This window comes from Pseudomonas caspiana, assembly GCF_040224095.2.
Taxonomy (GTDB): domain Bacteria; phylum Pseudomonadota; class Gammaproteobacteria; order Pseudomonadales; family Pseudomonadaceae; genus Aquipseudomonas; species Aquipseudomonas caspiana.
This window is the reverse complement of the sequence record NZ_CP167995.1, coordinates 5776168-5797015: the sequence shown is the minus strand read 5'-3', so window position 1 is coordinate 5797015 and position 20848 is coordinate 5776168. Positions and strand designations below refer to the sequence as shown.

17 protein-coding genes and 1 riboswitch are annotated in these 20848 nt (G+C 58.2%); of the genes, 12 read left to right on the top strand and 5 right to left on the bottom strand.

The genetic code is table 11. From position 1 onward, the window contains the following. Positions 1–132 precede the first annotated feature (132 nt). The 8 genes from ABRP31_RS26120 to hydA all read left to right on the top strand — a co-directional run bounded on the left by ABRP31_RS26120 (position 133) and on the right by hydA (position 7995). Positions 133–750, top strand: coding sequence for a hemolysin III family protein (locus ABRP31_RS26120; RefSeq protein WP_349971134.1), 618 nt, complete (start codon positions 133–135; stop codon positions 748–750). A gap of 417 nt (positions 751–1167) precedes the next feature. Then, positions 1168–1944 carry a transporter substrate-binding domain-containing protein gene (locus tag ABRP31_RS26115; protein WP_087265699.1) on the top strand — a complete coding sequence of 259 codons (777 nt, stop codon included), beginning with the start codon at positions 1168–1170 and terminating at the stop codon, positions 1942–1944. A gap of 62 nt (positions 1945–2006) precedes the next feature. Further along, positions 2007–2684, top strand: a complete 678-nt coding sequence (locus ABRP31_RS26110) for an amino acid ABC transporter permease (RefSeq protein WP_087265701.1) — start codon at positions 2007–2009, stop codon at positions 2682–2684. Then, the gene (locus ABRP31_RS26105) at positions 2681–3415 is read left to right on the top strand and encodes an amino acid ABC transporter ATP-binding protein (protein WP_349971133.1); all 735 of its coding nucleotides are present in this window, start codon (positions 2681–2683) and stop codon (positions 3413–3415) included. Before ABRP31_RS26110 ends, ABRP31_RS26105 begins: the two co-directional genes overlap by 4 nt. Positions 3416–3436: 21 nt before the next feature. Further along, positions 3437–4684 (top strand): cysteine desulfurase-like protein, encoded by a 1248-nt coding sequence (locus ABRP31_RS26100; RefSeq protein WP_349971132.1) that lies wholly within the window; start codon positions 3437–3439, stop codon positions 4682–4684. 19 nt (positions 4685–4703) lie between these two features. Next, entirely contained in the window at positions 4704–5579 is an 876-nt protein-coding gene (locus ABRP31_RS26095; protein WP_349971130.1) for a MurR/RpiR family transcriptional regulator, read from the top strand. A 60-nt stretch (positions 5580–5639) separates the two neighbouring features. Beyond that, entirely contained in the window at positions 5640–6536 is an 897-nt protein-coding gene (locus ABRP31_RS26090) for an allantoinase PuuE (protein WP_349971129.1), read from the top strand. A 22-nt stretch (positions 6537–6558) separates the two neighbouring features. Continuing rightward, positions 6559–7995 (top strand): dihydropyrimidinase, encoded by a 1437-nt coding sequence (gene hydA, locus ABRP31_RS26085; protein WP_349971128.1) that lies wholly within the window; start codon positions 6559–6561, stop codon positions 7993–7995. Positions 7996–8214: 219 nt separating this feature from the next. Here hydA and ABRP31_RS26080 read toward each other — a convergent pair whose 3' ends face one another. After that, on the bottom strand, positions 8215–8934 hold the full coding sequence (locus tag ABRP31_RS26080; RefSeq protein WP_349971127.1) for a 16S rRNA (uracil(1498)-N(3))-methyltransferase: 720 nt from the start codon (positions 8932–8934) through the stop codon (positions 8215–8217). 153 nt (positions 8935–9087) lie between these two features. After that, entirely contained in the window at positions 9088–10494 is a 1407-nt protein-coding gene (locus ABRP31_RS26075) for an adenosylmethionine--8-amino-7-oxononanoate transaminase (protein ID WP_349971126.1), read from the bottom strand. A gap of 273 nt (positions 10495–10767) precedes the next feature. Between ABRP31_RS26075 and ABRP31_RS26070 the strand changes: the two genes are divergently transcribed. The 3 genes from ABRP31_RS26070 to ABRP31_RS26060 all read left to right on the top strand — a co-directional run bounded on the left by ABRP31_RS26070 (position 10768) and on the right by ABRP31_RS26060 (position 14841). Further along, positions 10768–12630, top strand: coding sequence for an FAD-dependent oxidoreductase (locus tag ABRP31_RS26070; RefSeq protein WP_349971125.1), 1863 nt, complete (start codon positions 10768–10770; stop codon positions 12628–12630). Between the two features lie 1056 nt (positions 12631–13686). Continuing rightward, positions 13687–14235 carry a cytochrome b gene (locus ABRP31_RS26065; protein ID WP_087265722.1) on the top strand — a complete coding sequence of 183 codons (549 nt, stop codon included), beginning with the start codon at positions 13687–13689 and terminating at the stop codon, positions 14233–14235. Between the two features lie 27 nt (positions 14236–14262). Next, positions 14263–14841, top strand: coding sequence for a YceI family protein (locus ABRP31_RS26060; RefSeq protein WP_087265723.1), 579 nt, complete (start codon positions 14263–14265; stop codon positions 14839–14841). A gap of 386 nt (positions 14842–15227) precedes the next feature. Here the strand turns inward: ABRP31_RS26060 and ABRP31_RS26055 are convergent, their stop codons facing one another. The 3 genes from ABRP31_RS26055 to ahcY all read right to left on the bottom strand — a co-directional run bounded on the left by ABRP31_RS26055 (position 15228) and on the right by ahcY (position 20014). Continuing rightward, positions 15228–17144, bottom strand: coding sequence for a DEAD/DEAH box helicase (locus tag ABRP31_RS26055; RefSeq protein ID WP_349973792.1), 1917 nt, complete (start codon positions 17142–17144; stop codon positions 15228–15230). 423 nt (positions 17145–17567) lie between these two features. Then, entirely contained in the window at positions 17568–18413 is an 846-nt protein-coding gene (metF, locus tag ABRP31_RS26050) for a methylenetetrahydrofolate reductase [NAD(P)H] (RefSeq protein ID WP_087265727.1), read from the bottom strand. A 191-nt stretch (positions 18414–18604) separates the two neighbouring features. Then, a complete protein-coding gene (gene ahcY / locus ABRP31_RS26045; RefSeq protein ID WP_349973790.1) occupies positions 18605–20014 on the bottom strand; it encodes an adenosylhomocysteinase in 1410 nt (469 codons plus the stop codon). Positions 20015–20036: 22 nt separating this feature from the next. Then, positions 20037–20142, bottom strand: a riboswitch (S-adenosyl-L-homocysteine riboswitch). A 248-nt stretch (positions 20143–20390) separates the two neighbouring features. Between ahcY and ABRP31_RS26040 the strand changes: the two genes are divergently transcribed. Continuing rightward, the gene (locus ABRP31_RS26040) at positions 20391–20795 is read left to right on the top strand and encodes an acyl-CoA thioesterase (RefSeq protein ID WP_032625250.1); all 405 of its coding nucleotides are present in this window, start codon (positions 20391–20393) and stop codon (positions 20793–20795) included. The last annotated feature ends 53 nt before the right edge of the window (positions 20796–20848 follow it).

Below are 20848 nucleotides of genomic sequence, written 5' to 3'. Positions count from 1 at the left end.
AGTGCCCCGATTGTGCACATTTCGACAGCCACTGGCTGTAATAAAAAACTGATTGGCTAATGCATCGCTTGCGCTTTACGTCCCTAACCTAGAGCCTTGCGCAGCGGTTCAGATCAACGAGGTAGTGTGCGGATGTATTACGGAGAAAAATTCAACGCCTGGTCCCATCTGGTCGGCGCGGTGTTGGCTTTGGTAGGTGCTGTCTGGTTGCTGGCCATTGCCAGTTTGCAGGGCGATATCTGGAAGATAGTCAGTGTCGCGATTTACGGCGTAACGCTAGTGTCGTTGTACAGCGCGTCCACCGTGTACCACAGCGTTCGTGGGCGGGCGAAAGCGATCATGCAGAAGGTTGATCACTTTTCGATCTACTTGCTGATCGCGGGCAGTTACACGCCATTTTGTCTGGTGACCTTGCGCGGCCCTTGGGGCTGGACCCTATTCGGCGTGGTCTGGGGGCTGGCGGTGATCGGCATCCTGCAGGAAATAAAGCCGCGATCCGAAGCGCGGATCATGTCCATCGTGATCTACGCGGTCATGGGCTGGATCGTGCTGGTCGCCGTCAAACCGCTGATCGCCGCGCTTGGCACTGTAGGCTTCACATGGCTGGCAGCAGGCGGTGCGCTGTACACCATCGGCATCATCTTCTTCGCCTACGACACCCGCTTTCGCCACTGGCACGGGATCTGGCATTTGTTCGTGATTGCCGGGAGTCTGCTGCACTTCGTGGCGATTTGTTTTTATGTGTTGTAAGTAGGCAGTGCTCTCATCAGACAAAATTTAACTATCTGATTTGGAGAGCATTTTCTGTAGGAGCTCACGAGCTTCGCGAGGCAGCGATGGCGTCCCGTCTGACATACCGCTATCGCGGCCTCGCGGTGCTCGTGCGCTCCTACAGGTGCGCGGTTTGCCGCGAGACAGCGCAGAAATATCGATTCACCTGACGCCCCGCATCAGTGCACACCGTTGTACGCTTCCAACCGATCGCCCACCCACTCTCCTCGTAGCGCGCCGCCCCGTGCGGCCGCACCAAATCGGCAGGCTTTTGCACTGCATTGAAGCATTTAATTCATTATTTAAAACTGTTGAATTATTTGATTCTTGCTCCTAGTCTGTTCCTCGACCCGCCTGCTGGCGACTTCTTGAAACGACTGAGTTCGGGAGCAATTGATGAACGTGAAAGTACTCTTGAGTATGGCGGTGGCCACTGCGTTTTCGGCGTCTACATGGGCTGCGGACTGGACGGTGGGTGCCAACGTCGGCAACGTTCCGTGGGAGTTTCAGGACGCTAAGGGCGAGATCGTCGGCTTTGAAGTCGATGTGGTCAAAGAAGTCGCCAAGCGGGCCGGGAAGACGGTCGAGTTTGTGAATATTCCTTTCAACGGCCTGTTCAGCGCCGTGCAGTCCAAGCGCGCAGACATTGCCATTTCGTCGATCACCATTACCCCCAAACGTCTCGAATCGGTGGGCTTCGCTCAGCCGTATTACGACAGCGATCAGTCACTGTCGGTGCTGACCAAATCGGGCATCGATGGCCTCAAAGGCATGCAGGGCAAAGTGGTCGGCGTAGACACCGGTTCGACCGGCGACATGTGGGTCACTGCGCATCAGGCCGAGTACAAGTTTGGTGATGTGTCTCGCTACGAAGGGCTATCCCCAGCGATGCTCGACCTGGCTTCCGGGCGTATGGACGGCTACATCAGCGATATCCCTGCCGTGCTCTATTACATCAAGGACAAGCCGCAATACCGGGTGGTTGCCCGCATTCCCACCGGTGAGAAGTACTCGTTGATGCACGCTAAAGGCTGGGCGTCTGCGACTCAGGTCAACGACATCATCACCGCCATGAAAAAAGAAGGTGTGATCGCTGATTTGCACAAGAAGTGGTTTGGCGCAGACGCCGATCCAGAGTCCAGCACCGTCAAGGTTGTCGACGTTCTGAAATAAGCCTTTCAAATAACGACTGACGTTTTAAACCCGGCGCCCGGCGCTTTCACCAAGGAGTCCTGATGGAGCTGGTCCAGACTTTCTTCAACTGGGGTGTGTTTGTCGACGCACTGCCGCAGATGCTGCGGGGCCTCGGGGTGACGGTGTTGCTTGGCGTGGTCAGCATCATTCTTGGTCTGGTCGGCGGCCTGATGCTGGCCATGCTGCGTCTGTATGGCTATGCACCGATTCGTCTGCTGGCACGGATCTACATCGATGTGATGCGCTCGATTCCATTGCTGGTGTTCCTGGTGTTGATCTACTACGCGCTGCCGTTTGTGGGGATTCGGCTTTCCTCGTTCGCCGCAGCAGTGGCAGCGTTATCGCTGGTGTCGTGCGCTTACTCAGCTGAGATTTTTCGCTCCGGCATCGAAGCCATTCCCCGTGGCCAGTTCGAAGCGGCGGCCTCGCAGGGCATGAGCTTTTTCAACACCATGCGCGACGTGATCCTGCCGCAGGCGATGCGGATCGTGTTGCCACCGATGACCAGCAACTGCATCAACGTCATGAAAGACACGGCGCTCGCTTCGGTGGTCGCCATGCCGGATCTGCTCAAGCAGGCAACACAGGCGCAGGCACTTGCTGCCAACCCGACACCGCTGGTGGGAGCCGCGATCATGTATTTGTTGTTGCTGCTGCCCTTGGTGCAACTGGTTAGCTGGGTCGAGCGGCGCAACAGTGCGGGGAGGAAGAACGGATGAGCGCAGTCATCGAGATCGATGGGGTCGCCAAGTTCTACGGCCGGTTCCAGGCGCTGGTGGATATCAACCTGTCGGTGGAGCAGGGCGAAGTGGTGGTGATTCTCGGACCGTCAGGCTCAGGCAAGTCGACGTTGATTCGCTGCATCAACTTGCTGGAGCAATACCAGGAAGGCGAGATTCGGGTCGCGGATCAGCGGGTCGAGACCGGTCCGAAGCTGGCGGGTATCCGTTGTGAAGTCGGCATGGTCTTCCAGAATTTCAATCTCTACCCGCACATGACGGTGCTGGCCAATGTGGCGCTGGCGCCTGTGCGTGCGCGCGGCTTGTCACGCCGTGATGCGCAGGACCGAGCGCGGGTTTTACTGGAAAAAGTCGGCATGAGCGCACATGCCGAAAAATACCCCAGCCAGCTTTCCGGTGGTCAGCAACAGCGCGTAGCCATTGCCCGAACCATGGCCATGGAGCCTCGGGTGATCCTGTTCGACGAGCCGACTTCTGCGCTGGACCCGGAAATGGTCGGTGAAGTGCTCGACGTCATGCAAAACCTGGCGCGCTCAGGCGTGACCATGGTCGTGGTCACCCATGAAATGGGCTTCGCTCGCAAAGTCGCAGACCGGGTGATCTTCATGGAAAGCGGCCGGATCATCGAACAAAACAATCCGCATGATTTTTTCACGGCCCCTCGCGAGCCGCGAACCCAAGCCTTTTTGCAGGCCATCCTGCACCACTGATTCCTTTTGGAGACTGCCCAATTGAACGCCCTCGATATCGATTATGTTCGCCGCCAGTTCCCCATGCTGGCCGATGGTTTTGCGTATCTGGACAACCCCGGTGGTTCGGCGGTGCTCGGGCGGGTGGCTGACCGGGTCCGCGATTACCTGATCCACAGCAGCGTGCAATTGGGGGCGTCCTACAAAGGTTCAGCTTCAGCAGGGGCGTTAGTGCTGCAAGCCCGGGAGTCCGTGGCGCAACTGATCAACGCGTACCACCCCGAAGAATGCGTGATGGGCGGCTCGACCACGCATCTGCTGCAAATCCTTTGCCGCGCTGTTGCGCCGTCGATCAACAGTGGCGACGAAATCATCGTCACCCACAGCGATCACGAAGCGAATATCGGCCCGTGGCAGCGGTTGTGCGAGGAGCGGGGCGCGACGTTGCGAGTGTGGTCAGTCGATCCGCAAACGCTGGAACTGGAGCTCGATGACCTGGATGCACTGCTTGGCTCGCGTACCCGCTATGTGGCCATGACCCATGCGTCGAACATCTTGGGCAGCGTCAACCCTGTGGCCGAAGTCGCTCGTCGTGTGCATGCCGTTGGCGGCAAATTGTGCGTCGATGCTGTGGCGTACGCGCCCCATCGTCTGGTGGATGTGCAGGCCAGCGGCGCTGATTATTACGTGTTCAGTTTCTACAAGGTATTCGGCCCGCACTTCGCTGTCCTGTGGGGCCATCGTGAGGCGCTGCTGGAGCTGCCGAGCCTCAATCACTTTTTCATCGGGCAGGACGTGATCCCTTACAAGCTGCAACCGGGCAACCTCAATTACGAACTGTCTTACGGCTGCATGGGCATCAACGAATACCTGCTGGATATCGGTCAGCGTCTGGGCGCCAGCGGCAGCCCGCGCCAGATCATGCAAGCCGCATTCGATGCGTTCGAAGTACAGGAAGATCTGCTCGCCGAAACCTTGCTGTCATTTCTGCGTGAAACAACCGGCGTGCGGATTATCGGTAAGCCGCAAGTGACGGCGGGTGATCGGGTGCCGACCATCAGCTTCGTGGTTGAGGGTGTGCAATCCGAAGCCATCGTGCGGCGTATCGATGAGCACGGGATCGGGATTCGCTTCGGTGACTTCTACGCGCGACACTTGATCGAACACTTGGGCCTGGCCCGGTTCGGCGGTGTGGTGCGTGTCTCGATTGCGCACTACAACACGGTCGACGAAATGCAGCGTCTGGTCAGGCATCTGGCCGAGGCGATCAACGATTTGCGTCCATCCTGATTTTTACGAGCGACCTTCCATGTCAGCAGTACCTCAAACCCTTGCCGAGCTACGTGCGGCTATCGTCGAGCAGCAGGATCGCTTGACCGCACGCATGCGTGATGCGGCGTGCTACCTCACCGAGCATCCCCATGACGTGGCGCTCAACACAGTGGCTGCGCTGGCGGAACGCTCGGGGATTGCTTCATCGGCTTTCATTCGTCTGGCCAAGGCGCTGGGGTTCAACGGTTTCAGCGACTTGCAGCGATTGTTCAAGGCACCGTTGCAGCAGGCGGGTACATCAAGTTTCAGCGAGCGGATCCGCCACTATCAAGGCGAGGAACTACTGGAAGATCCGACCGATGTGGGTGCCATTCTGACCGCGTTCAGCCGGGCCAACATCGTGTCTCTTGAACACCTGGCAGAAGGTCAGCAGGTCGAAGCGCTGGAGCAGGCCATTACCTTGCTGCAATGTGCACGGACTACGTTCGTGGTGGGCATGCGCCGGTCATTCCCGATGGCCAGTTACCTGAGTTATGCGCTGAGTCGCGTCGGCCGCCGCGCCGTACACATCAGTGGCCTCGGCGGTTCGCTGCGCGAGCAAGTCGGCGCGCTGCACAGCGATGACATTCTGGTTGCCGTGAGCTTCCCCCCTTATGCCCCGGAAACCATAGAAGCCTGCCAGCAGGCGGTGGCGGCAGGTACGCCTATCGTGGCGATTACCGACAGCCTGCTCAGCCCGATCGGCCAGCACGCGGCGGTGATCATTGAAGTCAACGATGCGGAGCTATTGGGTTTTCGCTCACTGACGGCGGCGTTCTGCGTGGCCCAGACCCTGGCGATGGGCCTGGCTTTTCGCGACGGTCAGTCGATGAGCGGCCCTGATCATGATGCTTTGAAAAACATCGACTGCTGAGCTCGGGCTTTGCGGTCTGTTCGAACCCAACCATCTGCGCCTGTGCAGGAGATTGCTCATATGGCTTTACCCCTTCGCGATCTGGTCGGCTACGGCCAAAACCGTCCTCAAGGCACCTGGCCTAATGGTGCGCGGTTGGCAATCAGTCTGGTCATCAATTATGAAGAAGGCTCCGAGCGCTCGCTGGCAATGGGCGATCCCGATCAGGAAAGCATGACCGAGTGGGGCAGCTACCAATTCCCTGATGGCGTGCGCAACCTGGCGATGGAATCGATGTATGAATACGGCTCGCGCGTCGGTATCTGGCGGATTCTGGAGATCCTCGAAAAAGCTGGCGTGCCGTCGACCTTTCACGCCTGTGCGGTGGCGTTTGAGCAGAACCCTGACGTTGCCAAGGCGGCCGTCGCGCTGGGCCATGAAGTCTGCAGTCACGGCTATCGCTGGGAGGAAGTGTTCCGCCTGACCGAAGCCGAAGAGCGTGAGCACATTCGTCTTGCCGTGGAATCGTTCGAGCGCACCTGCGGCAAGCGTCCCGTTGGCTGGTATTGCCGCTACGGCGCAAGCGTGCGAACCCGGCGTCTGGTGGCCGAAGAGGGCGGTTTTCTCTACGACTCCGATGCCTATAACGACGACTTGCCGTACTACGTCGACGTTGAAGGCAAACAGCACTTGGTCGTCCCTTACACCAGTGACGTGAATGACTTCCGTTACTGGAACTCGCCTGGCTTGTCCCAGGCTTCGGACTTTTTCGAGTACATGAAGGAAAGCTTCGAAGTGCTCTACGAGGAGTCTGCCGACGGCCTGCGCATGATGTCGGTGGGCTTGCACCCGCGCATGGTCGGTCGTCCGGGGCGCGTGCGGGCGATCAAGCGATTCATCGAATATGCCCAAGGCCACGAAGGCGTCTGGTTCGCGACCCGCGAGCAGATTGCCAAGGCCTGGATGAGCCGTAGCTAAACCCACCTTGAGGAGCACCGCGATGCAGGCTTTTGATTTAGTCATTCGCAACGCCAAAGTCATCACGGCCGCGGACAGTTTTGTCAGTGACATTGGTGTGCGCGACGGGCTGATCGTTGCGCTGGGTCTGGGGCTTGCGGGCGCATCTCGGGAGATTGATGCTGCCGGGCGTTCGGTGACGCCAGGCGGCATCGACAGCCATGTGCATCTGGATCAGCCCACCGGCGACGGCTCAGTGATGGCTGACGATTTCGAAAGCGGAACCCGTTCAGCGGCCTGCGGCGGCACGACGACGGTGATTCCGTTCGCCTGCCAGCAGAAGGGGCAAAGCTTGCGCGCCGCTGTCGATGATTATCACCAGCGAGCGGATGGCAAGGCGTTGATCGATTACGCTTTCCATTTGATCGTGACGGACCCCACCGAAGATGTTCTCCGCCGGGAGCTGCCTGAACTGATCGCTGAGGGTTACACCTCGTTCAAGATCTACATGACCTACGACGCGCTGAAGCTGGATGACCGGCAGATACTTGAGACGTTGTCTGTTGCGCGTGCTCAGGGTGCGATGGTCATGCTGCACGCTGAAAACAGCGATTGTATTGCCTGGCTTACGGAGCGTCTTTTGGCGGCGGGGTTGAGTGCTCCGCGCTATCACGCAACATCGCGCCCGATGTTGGTGGAGCGCGAAGCCACCCACCGCGCGATTGCCTTGGCTGAACTGGTGGATGTGCCGATTCTGATCGTTCATGTTTCGGGGCGTGAAGCCATTGAGCAGATTCGCTGGGCGCAGGACCATGGCTTGAAGGTGTATGCCGAGACCTGTCCGCAATACCTGTTTCTGACCGCTGACTCATTGGGCTGCGATGACAGTTTTGAAGGCGCCAAATGCATTTGCAGCCCGCCACCGAGAGACGCTGCGAACCAGCAAGTCATCTGGGACGGCCTGCAGAATGGCTCGTTTGAGGCGTTCTCCTCGGACCATGCTCCGTTTCGCTACGAAGGCCCTGACGGCAAGCGCGCACATGGGGAGCATGCGCCGTTTTCGGAAGTCGCCAACGGCATCCCCGGCATTGAAACGCGCATGGCGTTGCTCTGGTCTGAAGGCGTCTGCACCGGGCGTATTACGGAGCAGGAGTTCGTCGCGCTGACCTCGACTAACGCTGCTCGGCTGTATGGCTTGTATCCGCGCAAAGGCAGCATCGCGATTGGTGCCGACGCGGATCTGGTGATCTGGGACGAAGGGCTGGATTTCGAGTTGCAGAATGATCGCCTGCACCACCGCGTGGATTACACACCATACGCGGGCATGCGCTTGACGGCCTGGCCTGCGCTGACCCTTTCACGGGGCGACGTGGTGTGGGACGGCGCGGCGCTTGGACAGCCTGGACGCGGGCAATTCTTGCCCTGCGCAAGACCGGAACCGGCCAAGGCCCGGCGCAGGAAAACCGAGTTGCCGGTTTGAGTCAGCAATTGCTATTGGAGTCGCCCCGGTGTCCCTGACACCACGCTGTCGCACAGACAACAGGGGACCTGTAGGAGCGCAGGAGCACCGCGAGGCCGCGATCGCGGTGTATCAGACAGACCGCAATCGCTGCCTCGCGTTGCTCGTGAGCTCCTACAGAAAGGTATTCCAAATCAGGTAGTTATTTTTGTTTGATAGTAATGAGCATTGCTCGGGTAGTTAAAAATCCCCCCACAACTGCTGCGCCACGCTCAGCGCAACCACGGGTGCGGTTTCGGTGCGCAGCACGCGTGGACCGAGGCGGGCGGCGTGGAAGCCAGCGTCCTGGGCTTGATCGACTTCGGCGTCGTTCAAGCCGCCTTCCGGGCCGATCAGGAAGGCGAGGGTGGTTGGCTTGCTGTGGCTGGTCAGCGGTTCTGCTACCGGGTGTAGCACGAGCTTGAGTTCAGCATCGCTGCGCTTGAGCCATTCGGTCAACGGCATGGGCGGGTGAATCACTGGAACCACCGAGCGCCCACATTGTTCGCAGGCGCTGATCGCGATCTGCTGCCAATGGGCCTGACGCTTCTCGGCGCGTTCGTCCTTGAGGCGCACTTCGCAGCGCTCACTGACAATCGGAGTAATCTCCGTGACACCCAGTTCGGTAGCCTTCTGAATCGCCCAGTCCATGCGCTCGCCACGGGACAAGCCCTGGCCGAGATGGATACGCAACGGCGACTCGGTCTGACCGGGGAAGGTTTCGTCGAGCTGAGCGCGCACGCGTTTCTTGCCGACTTCCAGCAAGGTGCCGCGAAACTCATGGCCTGAGCCATCGAACACTTGCAGCGCATCGCCTTCGGCCATACGCAACACACGCCCGATGTAATGCGCCTGGGCTTCAGGCAGTTCGTGTTCACCGAGGCTCAGGGTGGCGTCGATAAAGAAGCGTGACAGTCTCATGGTGGGTCTCTGAAATTTTGGTTTGACCTCTGTAGGAGTGAGCTTGCTCGCGATGGCGTTTTTCCTTCCGACATATCAGGTGACAGGCAGACCGCCATCGCGAGCAAGCTCACTCCTACAGGGGGAGCGCATTTCAAAATCAATAATTAGTACCTAACCCGGATCACGAAAATCCGGATGAAAATTCTCTCTCACGGCAACGCTGATGTTTTTACGCGTGGCGATGTCGATGCCTTCAGTCGCGACTTTGGCGAGGAAGTCGATCTGCTCCGGTGTGATCACATACGGCGGCAGGAAGTACACTACGCTGCCCAGCGGACGCAATAACGCGCCACGCGTCAGTGCGTGCTGAAACACCTGCAAGCCACGGCGCTCCTGCCATGGATAAGCGGTTTTGGTGGCCTTGTCCTGAACCATCTCGATGGCCAGCGCCATGCCGGTCTGGCGCACCTCGGCGACATGCGGATGATCCACCAGATGCGCAGTGGCCGTCGCCATACGCTGGGCCAGGGCTTTATTGTTTTCGATGACGTTGTCTTGCTCGAAGATATCCAGCGTCGCCAACGCCGCCGCGCACGCCAGCGGGTTGCCGGTGTAGCTGTGCGAATGCAGGAAGGCGCGAAGCGTCGGGTAATCATCGTAGAACGCGTCGTAAACGTCGTCGGTGGTCAACACCGCCGCTAATGGCAGATACCCGCCCGTCAGAGCCTTGGACAGACACAGGAAGTCCGGGCGGATGCCAGCTTGCTCGCAGGCAAACATCGTCCCGGTACGGCCGAAACCCACGGCGATTTCATCATGAATCAAATGCACGCCGTAGCGATCACAAGCCTCACGCAGCAGCTTGAGGTATACCGGGTGATACATGCGCATACCGCCCGCGCCCTGAATCAAAGGCTCAACGATGACGGCTGCAACGGTGGCGTGGTTTTCAGCCAGCGCGTGCTCCATGGCGGCGAACATGTTGCGCGAGTGTTCTTCCCAGCCCATGCCTTCGGGGCGATGGTAGCAATCCGGGCTTGGCACCTTGATGGTGTCCATCAGCAGCGCTTTATAGGTTTCGGTGAACAACGGCACATCGCCCACTGACATCGCTGCCATGGTTTCGCCGTGGTAGCTGTTGGTCAAGGTGACAAAGCGCTTCTTGTTCGGCTGGCCGCGGTTGAGCCAGTAGTGGAAGCTCATTTTCAGCGCGACTTCGATGCAGGACGAACCGTTATCGGCATAGAAGCAGCGAGTCAGGCCTTCGGGTGTCAACTTGACCAGGCGCTCGGACAGCTCGATCACCGGCTGATGACTGAAGCCTGCAAGGATCACATGCTCCAACTGGTCGACCTGATCCTTGATGCGCTGGTTGATGCGCGGGTTGGCGTGGCCAAACACATTGACCCACCAGGAACTGACAGCGTCCAGGTAGCGTTTGCCTTCGAAGTCTTCCAGCCACACGCCTTCACCCCGCTTGATCGGAATCAGCGGCAGGCTTTCGTGGTCTTTCATCTGGGTGCAGGGGTGCCACAGAACCTTGAGGTCGCGTTGCATCCACTGATCATTCAGGCCCATTGGTTTTCTCCGGATAACGACTCGCATGATGCGAGGACGAGCAATCGCGCAAGCCTATGCAATGCCCGGCCGTGGAACAACCTTTAGTGCAACAAACCGAGCCCCGGTCGCTCCTACAGTCATGTATTCCATTTCAAGCGGCGTTTGATGTTTGGCAGGCGCTCGATGGACATCACTGGCAGGCCTGCTGCGGCTGGCGTATCCTTCGCGCCTCTGTGGCGTATCAAGCGTCATCTACCGAAACCTCCCCCTGCTTTTTTCGGAGTCTGCTGAATGCTTTCTGGTTGGCTGCGCGCCTGTGCGCTCGTTTTAGTTGGGCTGGTCAGCGTTTCGGCGCTCGCTAATGAAAAACAAAAGACTGCGATCGTGGTCGGCGGTGGGCTTGCAGGCCTGACAGCGGCGTACGAGCTGCAAGCCAAAGGCTGGCAAGTCACGCTGCTGGAAGCCAAGCCAAGCCTGGGCGGCCGCTCGGGTCTGGCTACCAGCGAATGGGTCGGCAACAGCAAGGCTCAGCCAGCGCTGAACCAGTATCTGGACCGCTTCAAGCTGACCACCGTGCCTGCGCCGGAGTTCGTCCGTACGCCGGGCTACCTCATTGATGGGGTGTATTTCAGCAAGGCCGATCTGGCGCTCAAGCAACCGGCGACTGCCGAGGCGATTAAGCGTTACGAGGAAACCCTCGACAACCTGGCGCGCTCCATCGACAACCCGGAAAGCCCTGCGTCGAACAGCACCCTGTTTGCGCTGGATCAGATCAACGTCGCGAACTGGCTGGATCGTCTGACCCTGCCAGCCACCGCTCGCCAGTTGATCAACCAGGAAATTCGTACCCGCTACGACGAGCCGTCGCGCTTGTCGCTGCTGTACTTCGCGCAGCAATCGCGGGTCTATCGCAACGTTGACGACCGTGACCGCCGTGCAGCACGGCTGCCAGGTGGTAGCGCAGTGTTGGCCGAAGCCTTCGCCAAGCAGATCAAAACGATCAAGACCAACTCGCCCGTTTCCGCCATCGTCCAGGAAAAGGACGGCGTAACGGTCAAGGCGGGAGCAGTCGGTTACAGCGCTGATTACGTGGTGCTGGCTGTACCGCTGCGGGCGTTGAGCAAGATTCAGATGACGCCTGCGCTGGATGCCCAGCACATGGCTGCAATCAAGAGCACCAACTACGGTTGGCGCGACCAGATCATGCTCAAGTTCAAGACGCCTGTTTGGGAAAGCAAGGCGCGCATGTCTGGCGAGATTTTCAGCAACACCGGTCTGGGCATGCTCTGGATCGAGCCTGCAACCAAGGGCGGCGCCAATGTGGTGATCAACCTTTCCGGCGATAACGCACGGATCATGCAAGCGTTTGGCGACAAGCAACTGGTGGATCAGGTCCTGATCCGCCTGCACACGTTTTATCCACAGGCTCGCGGCGCTTACACCGGCTACGAGATCCGTCGTTACAGCGTTGACCCGTCCACGGGCGGTTCGTACCTGGCATTCGGGCCAGGGCAGATCAGTAAGTTCTGGCGTGTGTGGGAAAAGCCGATCCAGCGCGTAGCCTTTGCCGGTGAGCACACTGACGCGCTCTACCCTGGCACAGTTGAAGGCGCTTTGCGCACAGGCCAACGTGCTGCCAGTCAGGTTCAAGACCTGGCCGCTGGCAAGTCGTTCGAGCCGGTCAAAATTGCCCCTGCGCCAGCACCTGCTGCGACGAAGAAAGACGAAGGTGGTTTCTTCAGCAACCTGTTTGGCGGTTCGTCTGACAAGGCTGAAGCCAAAAAGCCTGAGCCAGCCAAAGCGGCTGACGAAACCAAGGCTAAAGAGAAGGGTGGTTTCTTCTCGTGCTGGTTCGGCTGCGCTGAAGAGCCTGTCGCCAAGCCTGTAGAGAAGGCGCCTGAGCCAGCACCCGCTCCGGCGCCAGAGCCTGTAGCGCCAGTGGTCGCGCCTGTCGTTGCCCCGGTCAAAGCCGAGCCTGCCAAGGTCGAACCCGCTAAAAAGGCGCCGGTGAAGAAGGCTGAGCCTGCCAAGAAAACTCAGGCCAAGGAGCCAGCGAAAAAGGCCCCTGCGAAAACGCCAGCCCAGATCGAAGCTGAAAAGAAAGCCGCTGCTGCCAAGGCGAAAGCCAAAGCTGCCGCTGAAGCTAAAAACTGATCGGACTGCAGTAGCAAGCGAAAAGGGCGCGATCGTGAGATCGCGCCCTTTTTGTTTGGATGGATGTCGCGTTGCCATCGGTGAATACAGCCCCTGTAGGAGCTCACGAGCAGCTCGAGGCAGCGATGGCGGTGTTTCAGGCAAACCGTTATCGCTGCCTCGCGCTGCTCGTGAGCTCCTACAGGTCGGTGTTTGCGGAAGGAGGCAATGCCTACAAAAAATGAAACCGATTATTTGGCGCCACTCGTAACAAAGCTTTTGATCCCGTCAACGCGGCGATCTTCTTTGAGAACCCACTGCGGTTCGCTCTTGCACTTGTACTTCACGCCTTTGCGCCGCGTTATGGCGCTCACCGTTGTCATGCATTCTTCTCTGGATGCGTAGGCGTCTCCCGGCCTTCGCTCTTCCACACAGCCTTCCATACCACTGCACATTGTCATAACGACAAAATAGACAGTCATCATCGCGGTGTTGCTCCATTGATCAGTGCGATCTAAAAGTTCTGCGCCAGTGCTCGTTACTGTCTGAAGACGGGTTGCAGTAATGGGGGGGCAGGCACGGGCAAGAGACGCACAGGCTCATCCCTTGTAGGCCTGAGAAGATGCTGAGCCTTATTCAGGCCGCCAACAATGGCCTAAGGCTTCCATCCGTCGGAATAACGTCACTTGTTGCGATTTCATTGAGTGGTGTCATTTTAATGGACGCAGATTTAGTCATTAAATTGACTTTTGCTAGGCTAATTCCCTTTGCTGGAAAAATTGCCAAGTCCTGTAAGGGGCAAGCGGAGGAGGCGGGCAGTGCCGCTCATCGTGACTGATGAGCCGATGGTCATGGCAAGGTTTTGTTACGAAGGAATTCTGGCGATGCTGGGCCGGAGCACTACGTTGGTTATCGCTTTTTCATCTATCAAGAGCCGCTGGCTACGCCAATCGAGGCAAAGATGGAATATACGAAAAACGTAACAATCGTATTATTCGATGCTTCAAAGCAAAATTTTGCGCTTTCATTCGATAGATAAAAAGCTAGTCTGGCATCAATTCCTACAGGGTAATGGCAATGCAGTTACGCAACTCATCCTCTCGCTACGGTCTGGTCAGCATGGTGCTGCACTGGGGCGTTGCTGTTGCAGTGTTTGGTTTGTTCGCGCTAGGGCTGTGGATGGTAGGTCTGGATTATTACGACACGTGGCGTAAAGCCGGACCTGATCTGCACAAGAGCATTGGCATCACGTTATTCGCCTTCATGTTGTTCCGCATCGTCTGGCGCTTGCTCAGCCCGCCGCCGCCGTCTCTGGCCAGCTATGGCAAGTGGACGCGGATCGGTGCGCACGTTGGGCACATGTTTTTGTATGTCGGTCTGTTTGCTGTGATGTTCGCCGGTTACCTCATTTCCACCGCCGACGGCGTGGGGATCCCGGTATTTGGTCTGTTTGAAATACCTGCGCTGGTCAGTGGTCTGCCTGAACAGGCAGAAACCGCAGGCTGGATTCACCTGTACCTCGCTTGGGTATTGGTTGTCTTCGCAGGGCTGCACGGTCTTGCTGCACTGAAACACCACTTCATTGATCGCGATGTGACCCTCAAGCGTATGCTGGGTCGCGCTTAATTGTTCAACCAAAACGGGAATAAAAGCATGTTGAAGAAGACTCTCGCCGCTCTGGCTCTTGGTACCGCACTGTTGTCCGCCGGTCAGGCGATGGCCGCTGATTACACCATCGACAAAGAAGGCCAGCACGCTTTCGTTGACTTCAAAATCAGCCACCTGGGTTACAGCTTCATTCACGGTACGTTCAAGGACTGGAGCGGTAAGTTCAGTTTTGACGCTGCCAAGCCAGAAGCGAGCAAAATCGACGTTGAGCTGAAAACTGCCAGCCTGTTCACTAACCACGCTGAGCGTGACAAGCACATCCTGAGCAAAGACTTCCTGGACGCCGGCAAATTCCCGGAAGCCAAGTTCGTCTCTACCGCTGTTAAGTCTACCGGCGAGAAAACCGCTGACGTGACCGGCGACCTGACCCTGCACGGCGTGACCAAGCCGATCGTGATCAAGGCTACGTTCAACGGCGAAGGCAAGGATCCATGGGGCGGCTACCGTGCCGGCTTCAACGGTACTTCGACGCTTAACCTGAACGACTTCGGCATCAAAGGCCCAGGTCCTACCTCGCAAACTCTGGACCTGGAAATCAGCTTCGAAGGCGTTCAAGCCAAGTAAGCTTTTCCGGTTAATCAAAAACGCCGACCTCAGGGTCGGCGTTTTTGTGTGTGATCGTCTTTAGGGCACGGCGCTGTCTTACGGCAAACACACAAATACGTAGTTCGCTTGACCGCTTCATCGTCTGGGTTTGGCGGGTATACCCTGTTCTGCCTGCAGGATTGCATTTCCCTGTGGGAGCCGAGCTTGCTCGCGATAAGGCCGGACGCAGTTCACTTTAAATCGCGTCCAGCTTCATCGCGAGCAAGCTCAGCTCCCACAGAGGCCTAAGAGGTCAAAGGCACATGAGCAGGCTTGCAGGCCAACATAGAAGCTCCCCCAGAAACCTGACAGCCACACACAAAAACGCCCCGAACCAGTCGGGGCGTTTTTTGTTCCAGCTTTGTTTAACCTTCGCGGTTGCGGGTCAGCAGTGCTGGTTTTTCACCGCGTGGGCGGCTTGGTAGTTGGTCGAGTTGTTCAGCGGACGGGAAGCGATCGCTTTTCGACTCTTTGTGCATGATTTTCGGTTGCGGCTGGCTCTGGCTGTCACGAGGACCGCGAACTGCCGGTTCCTGGCGGGCTGAGTCATCGCGTGCCGGACGACGGTTGCGCGGGTTCTCGTCACGACGAGCCTGACCATCGCGCGGAGCACCGTTGCGTGGACCGTTGCGCTTGGCTGGCGGCGTGCCAGTTGTTGCGCCGCCGCTGCGCGGACCGCTTGGGCGAGGGCCGCGTGCGGCAGGCGCTGCACCTGTCGCTGCGCCGGCACCAGTGGATGGAGCGCCTGGGCGACGACCACGACCCTGGTTCTTGTTCTGGTACGGGCTGACGTAATCAGCGCGGTTGCCGAAGTTATCCACTTCGTCATCCAGAAACTCGTCCGGGGCACGATCTGAAGCAGGACGCGGCGCGGCAGTTGCGCGAGGAGTAGAAGAGCGTTGTTCACGCGCAGGTGCGCCGTCACGAGGCTTTTGCTGATCACGCGGCTTGCGGGCCGGACGTTCGCCAGCAGCGGCAGCCGCCGGTTTTTCCTTGCCCTTATCTTTGCCTTTGTCTTTACGACCGCCGCCACCGCCACCACCGTTCGGGCCATCGCCACGCGGACCGCGCGAATTGCGCGGGTTACGCACATCCGGACGCTCGCGAACTTCAGGCTTCTCGGCTTCAACGGCAGACATGTCAAAGCCCATCAGATCGCCGTCGGCAATCTTCTGTTTGGTCATGCGCTCGATGCTTTTCAGCAGCTTTTCTTCGTCCGGAGCTACCAGCGAAATCGCTTCGCCGTTACGACCTGCACGGCCAGTACGGCCGATGCGGTGCACATAATCTTCGTCTACGTTCGGCAGCTCGAAGTTGACCACGTGCGGCAGTTGGTCGATATCCAGGCCGCGAGCGGCGATATCGGTTGCCACCATGATGCGTACGTCACCGGCCTTGAAGTCGGCCAGAGCTTTGGTGCGGGCGTTCTGGCTCTTGTTGCCGTGGATTGCCACGGCACTCAGGCCGTGTTTGTCCAGGTACTCGGCCAGACGGTTTGCACCGTGCTTGGTACGAGTGAAGACCAGCACCTGCTCCCACGCACCTTGAGTGATCAAGTGCGCGAGTAGCGAACGCTTATGATTGGCTGGCAGGCGGAACACGCGTTGCTCGATACGCTCGACCGTGGTGTTCGGTGGCGTGACTTCGATGCGCTCCGGGTTGTGCAGCAGCTTGCCTGCCAACGCCGTGATGTCGTTGGAAAATGTTGCCGAGAACAGCAGGTTCTGGCGCTTGGCGGGCAGACGTGCGAGCACTTTCTTCACGTCATGGACGAAGCCCATGTCGAGCATCCGGTCGGCTTCATCGAGCACGAGGATTTCAACGTGGGACAGATCGACACTGCCTTGACCACACAGATCGAGCAGGCGGCCAGGGCAGGCTACCAGCACGTCTACGCCACGGGCCATGGCTTGAACCTGAGGGTTCGTGCCCACGCCGCCAAAGATGCAGGCGCTGACGAACTTAAGGTCGCGGGCGTACAGCTTGAAGCTGTCATGCACCTGGGCGGCGAGTTCGCGGGTCGGGGTCAGGACCAGTACACGCGGTTGGCGTGGGCCGTGACGCTGGGATTTGTCCGGGTGACCGTTGGGAAACAACCGCTCCAGAATCGGAAGGGCGAAACCACCGGTTTTACCAGTACCTGTCTGGGCGGCAACCATCAGGTCGCGACCTTGCAACACGGCGGGAATGGCCCGCTGTTGCACCGGAGTAGGCTGGGTATAGCCCGCTGCCTCGATGGCGCGAACTAGAGCCTCGGAGAGACCGAGGGAAGCAAAGGACATGAGTAATCCTGTTTTAGTTAGAGCTTATGCTCAAAGGGAAGTCTTGCCTGGCGCGAATGGCGTTCAGGCTTCGTCGAAACTGCCAGAGCGTCGACCATGCTGTTCGGGGAACAGGGTGATCGCGGCTCGGTGTTTTCGTTCAAGCTTTGGAGAACGCAGTCCCGTCCGGTCCTGCTGGGCCTTCAGGGCATCTCGTGACGCTGCGCAATTAACGAAGATGCGCTATTGGCGTGATCGAGGAGCCTGAAACAAGACCGAGCATCCGGGCGTAAGCCTGGCGGGAAGGCCGGAGTATAACAGAGCAAACGCCAAGCGCTGCTTTCCTGCTGCTCAACGGTGTCGATACCGACTGAATGCTTCGATTTTCTGGAAGCGCCGGCAGGTCACAATGCGTGAAACCTGCCAGCCGTGCAACCGTGTCGCTTAACGCGGCAGCTTCAAGTTGTTCCAGATGGCCAGGCTCGGTTCGGCCTGGTTCAAGGTGTAGAAATGCAGCCCCGGCGCGCCACCTTGCAGCAGACGTTCGCACATCTCGGTGATGACCTGTTCGCCAAACGCCTGAATGCTTTGCACGTCGTCGCCATAGGCTTCCAGTTGTTTGCGGATCCAGCGCGGGATTTCCGCGCCGCAGGCATCGGAGAAACGCGCCAGCTTGCTGTAGTTGGTGATCGGCATGATGCCCGGCACGATTGGCAGGTTGACGCCTTTCTTCTGTACGCGTTCCAGGAAATGGAAGTAGCTGTCGGCGTTGAAAAAATACTGGGTGATTGCACTGTCGGCACCGGCCTGGGCCTTGTGCACGAAGTTCTTCACGTCGTCGTCGAAGTTACGCGCCTGAGGGTGCATTTCAGGATAAGCCGCGACTTCGATGTGAAAATGGCTGCCTGTTTCTTCACGAATGAACGAAACCAGATCGCTGGCATAACGCAGCTCGCCGCTGGCCACGCCCATACCGGAAGGCAGGTCGCCACGCAGGGCAACGATACGCTTGATGCCGGCTTCCTTGTACTGGTTCAGCAGGCCGCGCAGGTCGTCCTTGCTGTCGCCAACGCAGGACAGATGCGGTGCGGACGGTACTTGAATTTCGTTTTGTAACTGCATGACGGTGTTGATCGTACCGTCGCGCGTGGAACCACCGGCACCGTAAGTGCAGGAGAAGAAAGCGGGGTTGTAGCTGGCTATCTGACGAGCAACGTTCAGAAGCTTTTCATGGCCAGCCTCGGTCTTCGTCGGGAAGAATTCGAAGCTGAAGCTGCGGTCTTGGGACATGGTCGGTAACCTTGGGAATTCGAAAGCCTAACGCTGCCCCCTGTAGGAGTGAGCTTGCTCGCGATAGCGTCAGGTCAGTTGATGCAGATGTCTACTAACCTGACGCTATCGCGAGCAAGCTCACTCCTACAGGGTGGCTGCCGTTTCGATGAGCGAGTGTCCGCAATAATTGCGGGCACCCGCTCAATCAATCAGTAACGGTAAGCGTGCGGCTTGAACGGACCGTCAACGGTCACGCCGATGTAGTCGGCCTGGGTCTTGGTCAGTTTGGTCACAACGCCGCCGAAGCCGCGAACCATTTCCAGAGCCACTTCTTCGTCGAGTTTCTTCGGCAGTACTTCGACGGTCAGACGCTCGGCTTTTTGCTCCGGGGACAGATCGGCGTACTTCTGACCGAACAGGAAGATCTGCGCCAGAACCTGGTTGGCGAACGAGCCGTCCATGATGCGGCTTGGGTGACCTGTGGCGTTGCCCAGGTTAACCAGACGGCCTTCGGCCAGCAGGATCAGGTAGTCGTCGTTCTGGGCATCGAATGCGCCAGGGCCGGTACGGTGGATCTTGTGTACTTGCGGCTTCACTTCTTCCCATGCCCAGTTCTTGCGCATGAAAGCGGTGTCGATTTCGTTGTCGAAGTGACCGATGTTGCAGACCACAGCGCGTTTTTTCAGCGCTTTGAGCATGTTCGAGTCGCAAACGTTGACGTTACCAGTGGTGGTCACGATCAGGTCGATCTTGCCCAGCAAGGCTTTGTCGATGCTTGCTTCGGTGCCGTCGTTTTCACCGTTGATGAACGGCGAAACCAGCTCGAAACCGTCCATGCAAGCTTGCATGGCGCAGATCGGGTCGACTTCGGTGATTTTAACGATCATGCCTTCCTGACGCAGGGATTGAGCCGAGCCCTTGCCCACGTCGCCATAACCGATAACCAGTGCTTGCTTGCCCGACAGCAGGTGGTCAGTACCACGCTTGATGGCGTCGTTCAGGCTGTGACGGCAGCCGTATTTGTTGTCGTTCTTGCTCTTGGTCACCGAGTCGTTGACGTTGATGGCCGGGATTTTCAGCTCGCCTTTGGCCAGCATGTCCAGCAGGCGGTGAACGCCAGTGGTGGTTTCTTCGGTCACGCCGTGAACTCGGTCCAGAATGGCCGGATATTTCTTGTGCAGCAGCTCGGTCAGGTCGCCGCCGTCGTCGAGGATCATGTTGGCATCCCAAGGCGCGCCATCTTTCAGGATGGTTTGCTCCAGGCACCACTCGTATTCTTCTTCGGTTTCGCCTTTCCAGGCGAACACAGGAATACCGGCAGCAGCAATGGCAGCAGCAGCCTGGTCTTGAGTGGAGAAAATGTTGCAGGACGACCAGCGAACTTCGGCACCCAGGGCAACCAGGGTTTCGATCAGAACGGCAGTCTGAATGGTCATGTGGATGCAGCCGAGAATCTTCGCGCCCTTGAGTGGTTGCTCGCCAGCGTATTTGCGGCGCAGGCCCATCAGGGCAGGCATTTCGGATTCAGCGATGATGGTTTCGCGACGGCCCCAGGCAGCCAGGGACATGTCGGCTACTTTGTAGTCGGAAAAATCTGCGGGCGTGATTACTGCACTCATTAAAGAGTCTCCATTCGTAGTGTGCGAATGGGCGCCGTTGTGCGTTTAAGGTTCGACAGGGACAACCCGATCGAACAACGCCCCATCCGAGCCTGACAGGAAAACCTGCTGCAGCGCCCCTCGGACAGGTGGCGGGAACGGTATCAAGTGAAGATGACCGTTTTGAAACGGTGGGGATTATAGCCAAGCTGGCTCATCTTCCCAAGGTTTTCTATCGGCGGCTGCCGAGTCAACTTCAGTCCGTTGTCCAAAAAATACCGGGGACCGGATGGACGGTGCCGCTACCCTATGGATTCGATAGGGAGCGATGACTGTGCTGATACCCGCCGTGTCTGCCATGATTACCCGCATCAATCGGCAGACGTCAGGAGCAAGCATGAATTTCCACACTCGCAAGTGGGTGAAACCTGAAGATCTTAACCCCAACGGCACCCTGTTCGGTGGCAGCCTGTTGCGCTGGATCGATGAGGAAGCGGCGATTTACGCCATCGTGCAGTTGGGCAACCAGCGCGTGGTGACCAAGTACATTTCCGAGATCAACTTTGTCAGCGCTTCACGTCAGGGCGACATCATCGAGTTAGGTATTACCGCCACCGAATTTGGCCGTACCTCGATTACTCTCACGTGCCAGGTGCGCAACAAGATCACCCGCAAGAGCATCCTGACGGTTGAAAAGATGGTCTTCGTCAACCTGGGCGAAGACGGCTTGCCCGCACCGCACGGCAAGACCGAAATCACCTACGTGAAAGATCAGTTCAAGGAAGAGGCGATCGACGGCTGATTACCTGCGACCCAAACCCGGTAGGAGCGAACTTGTTCGCGAGAGAATATTAC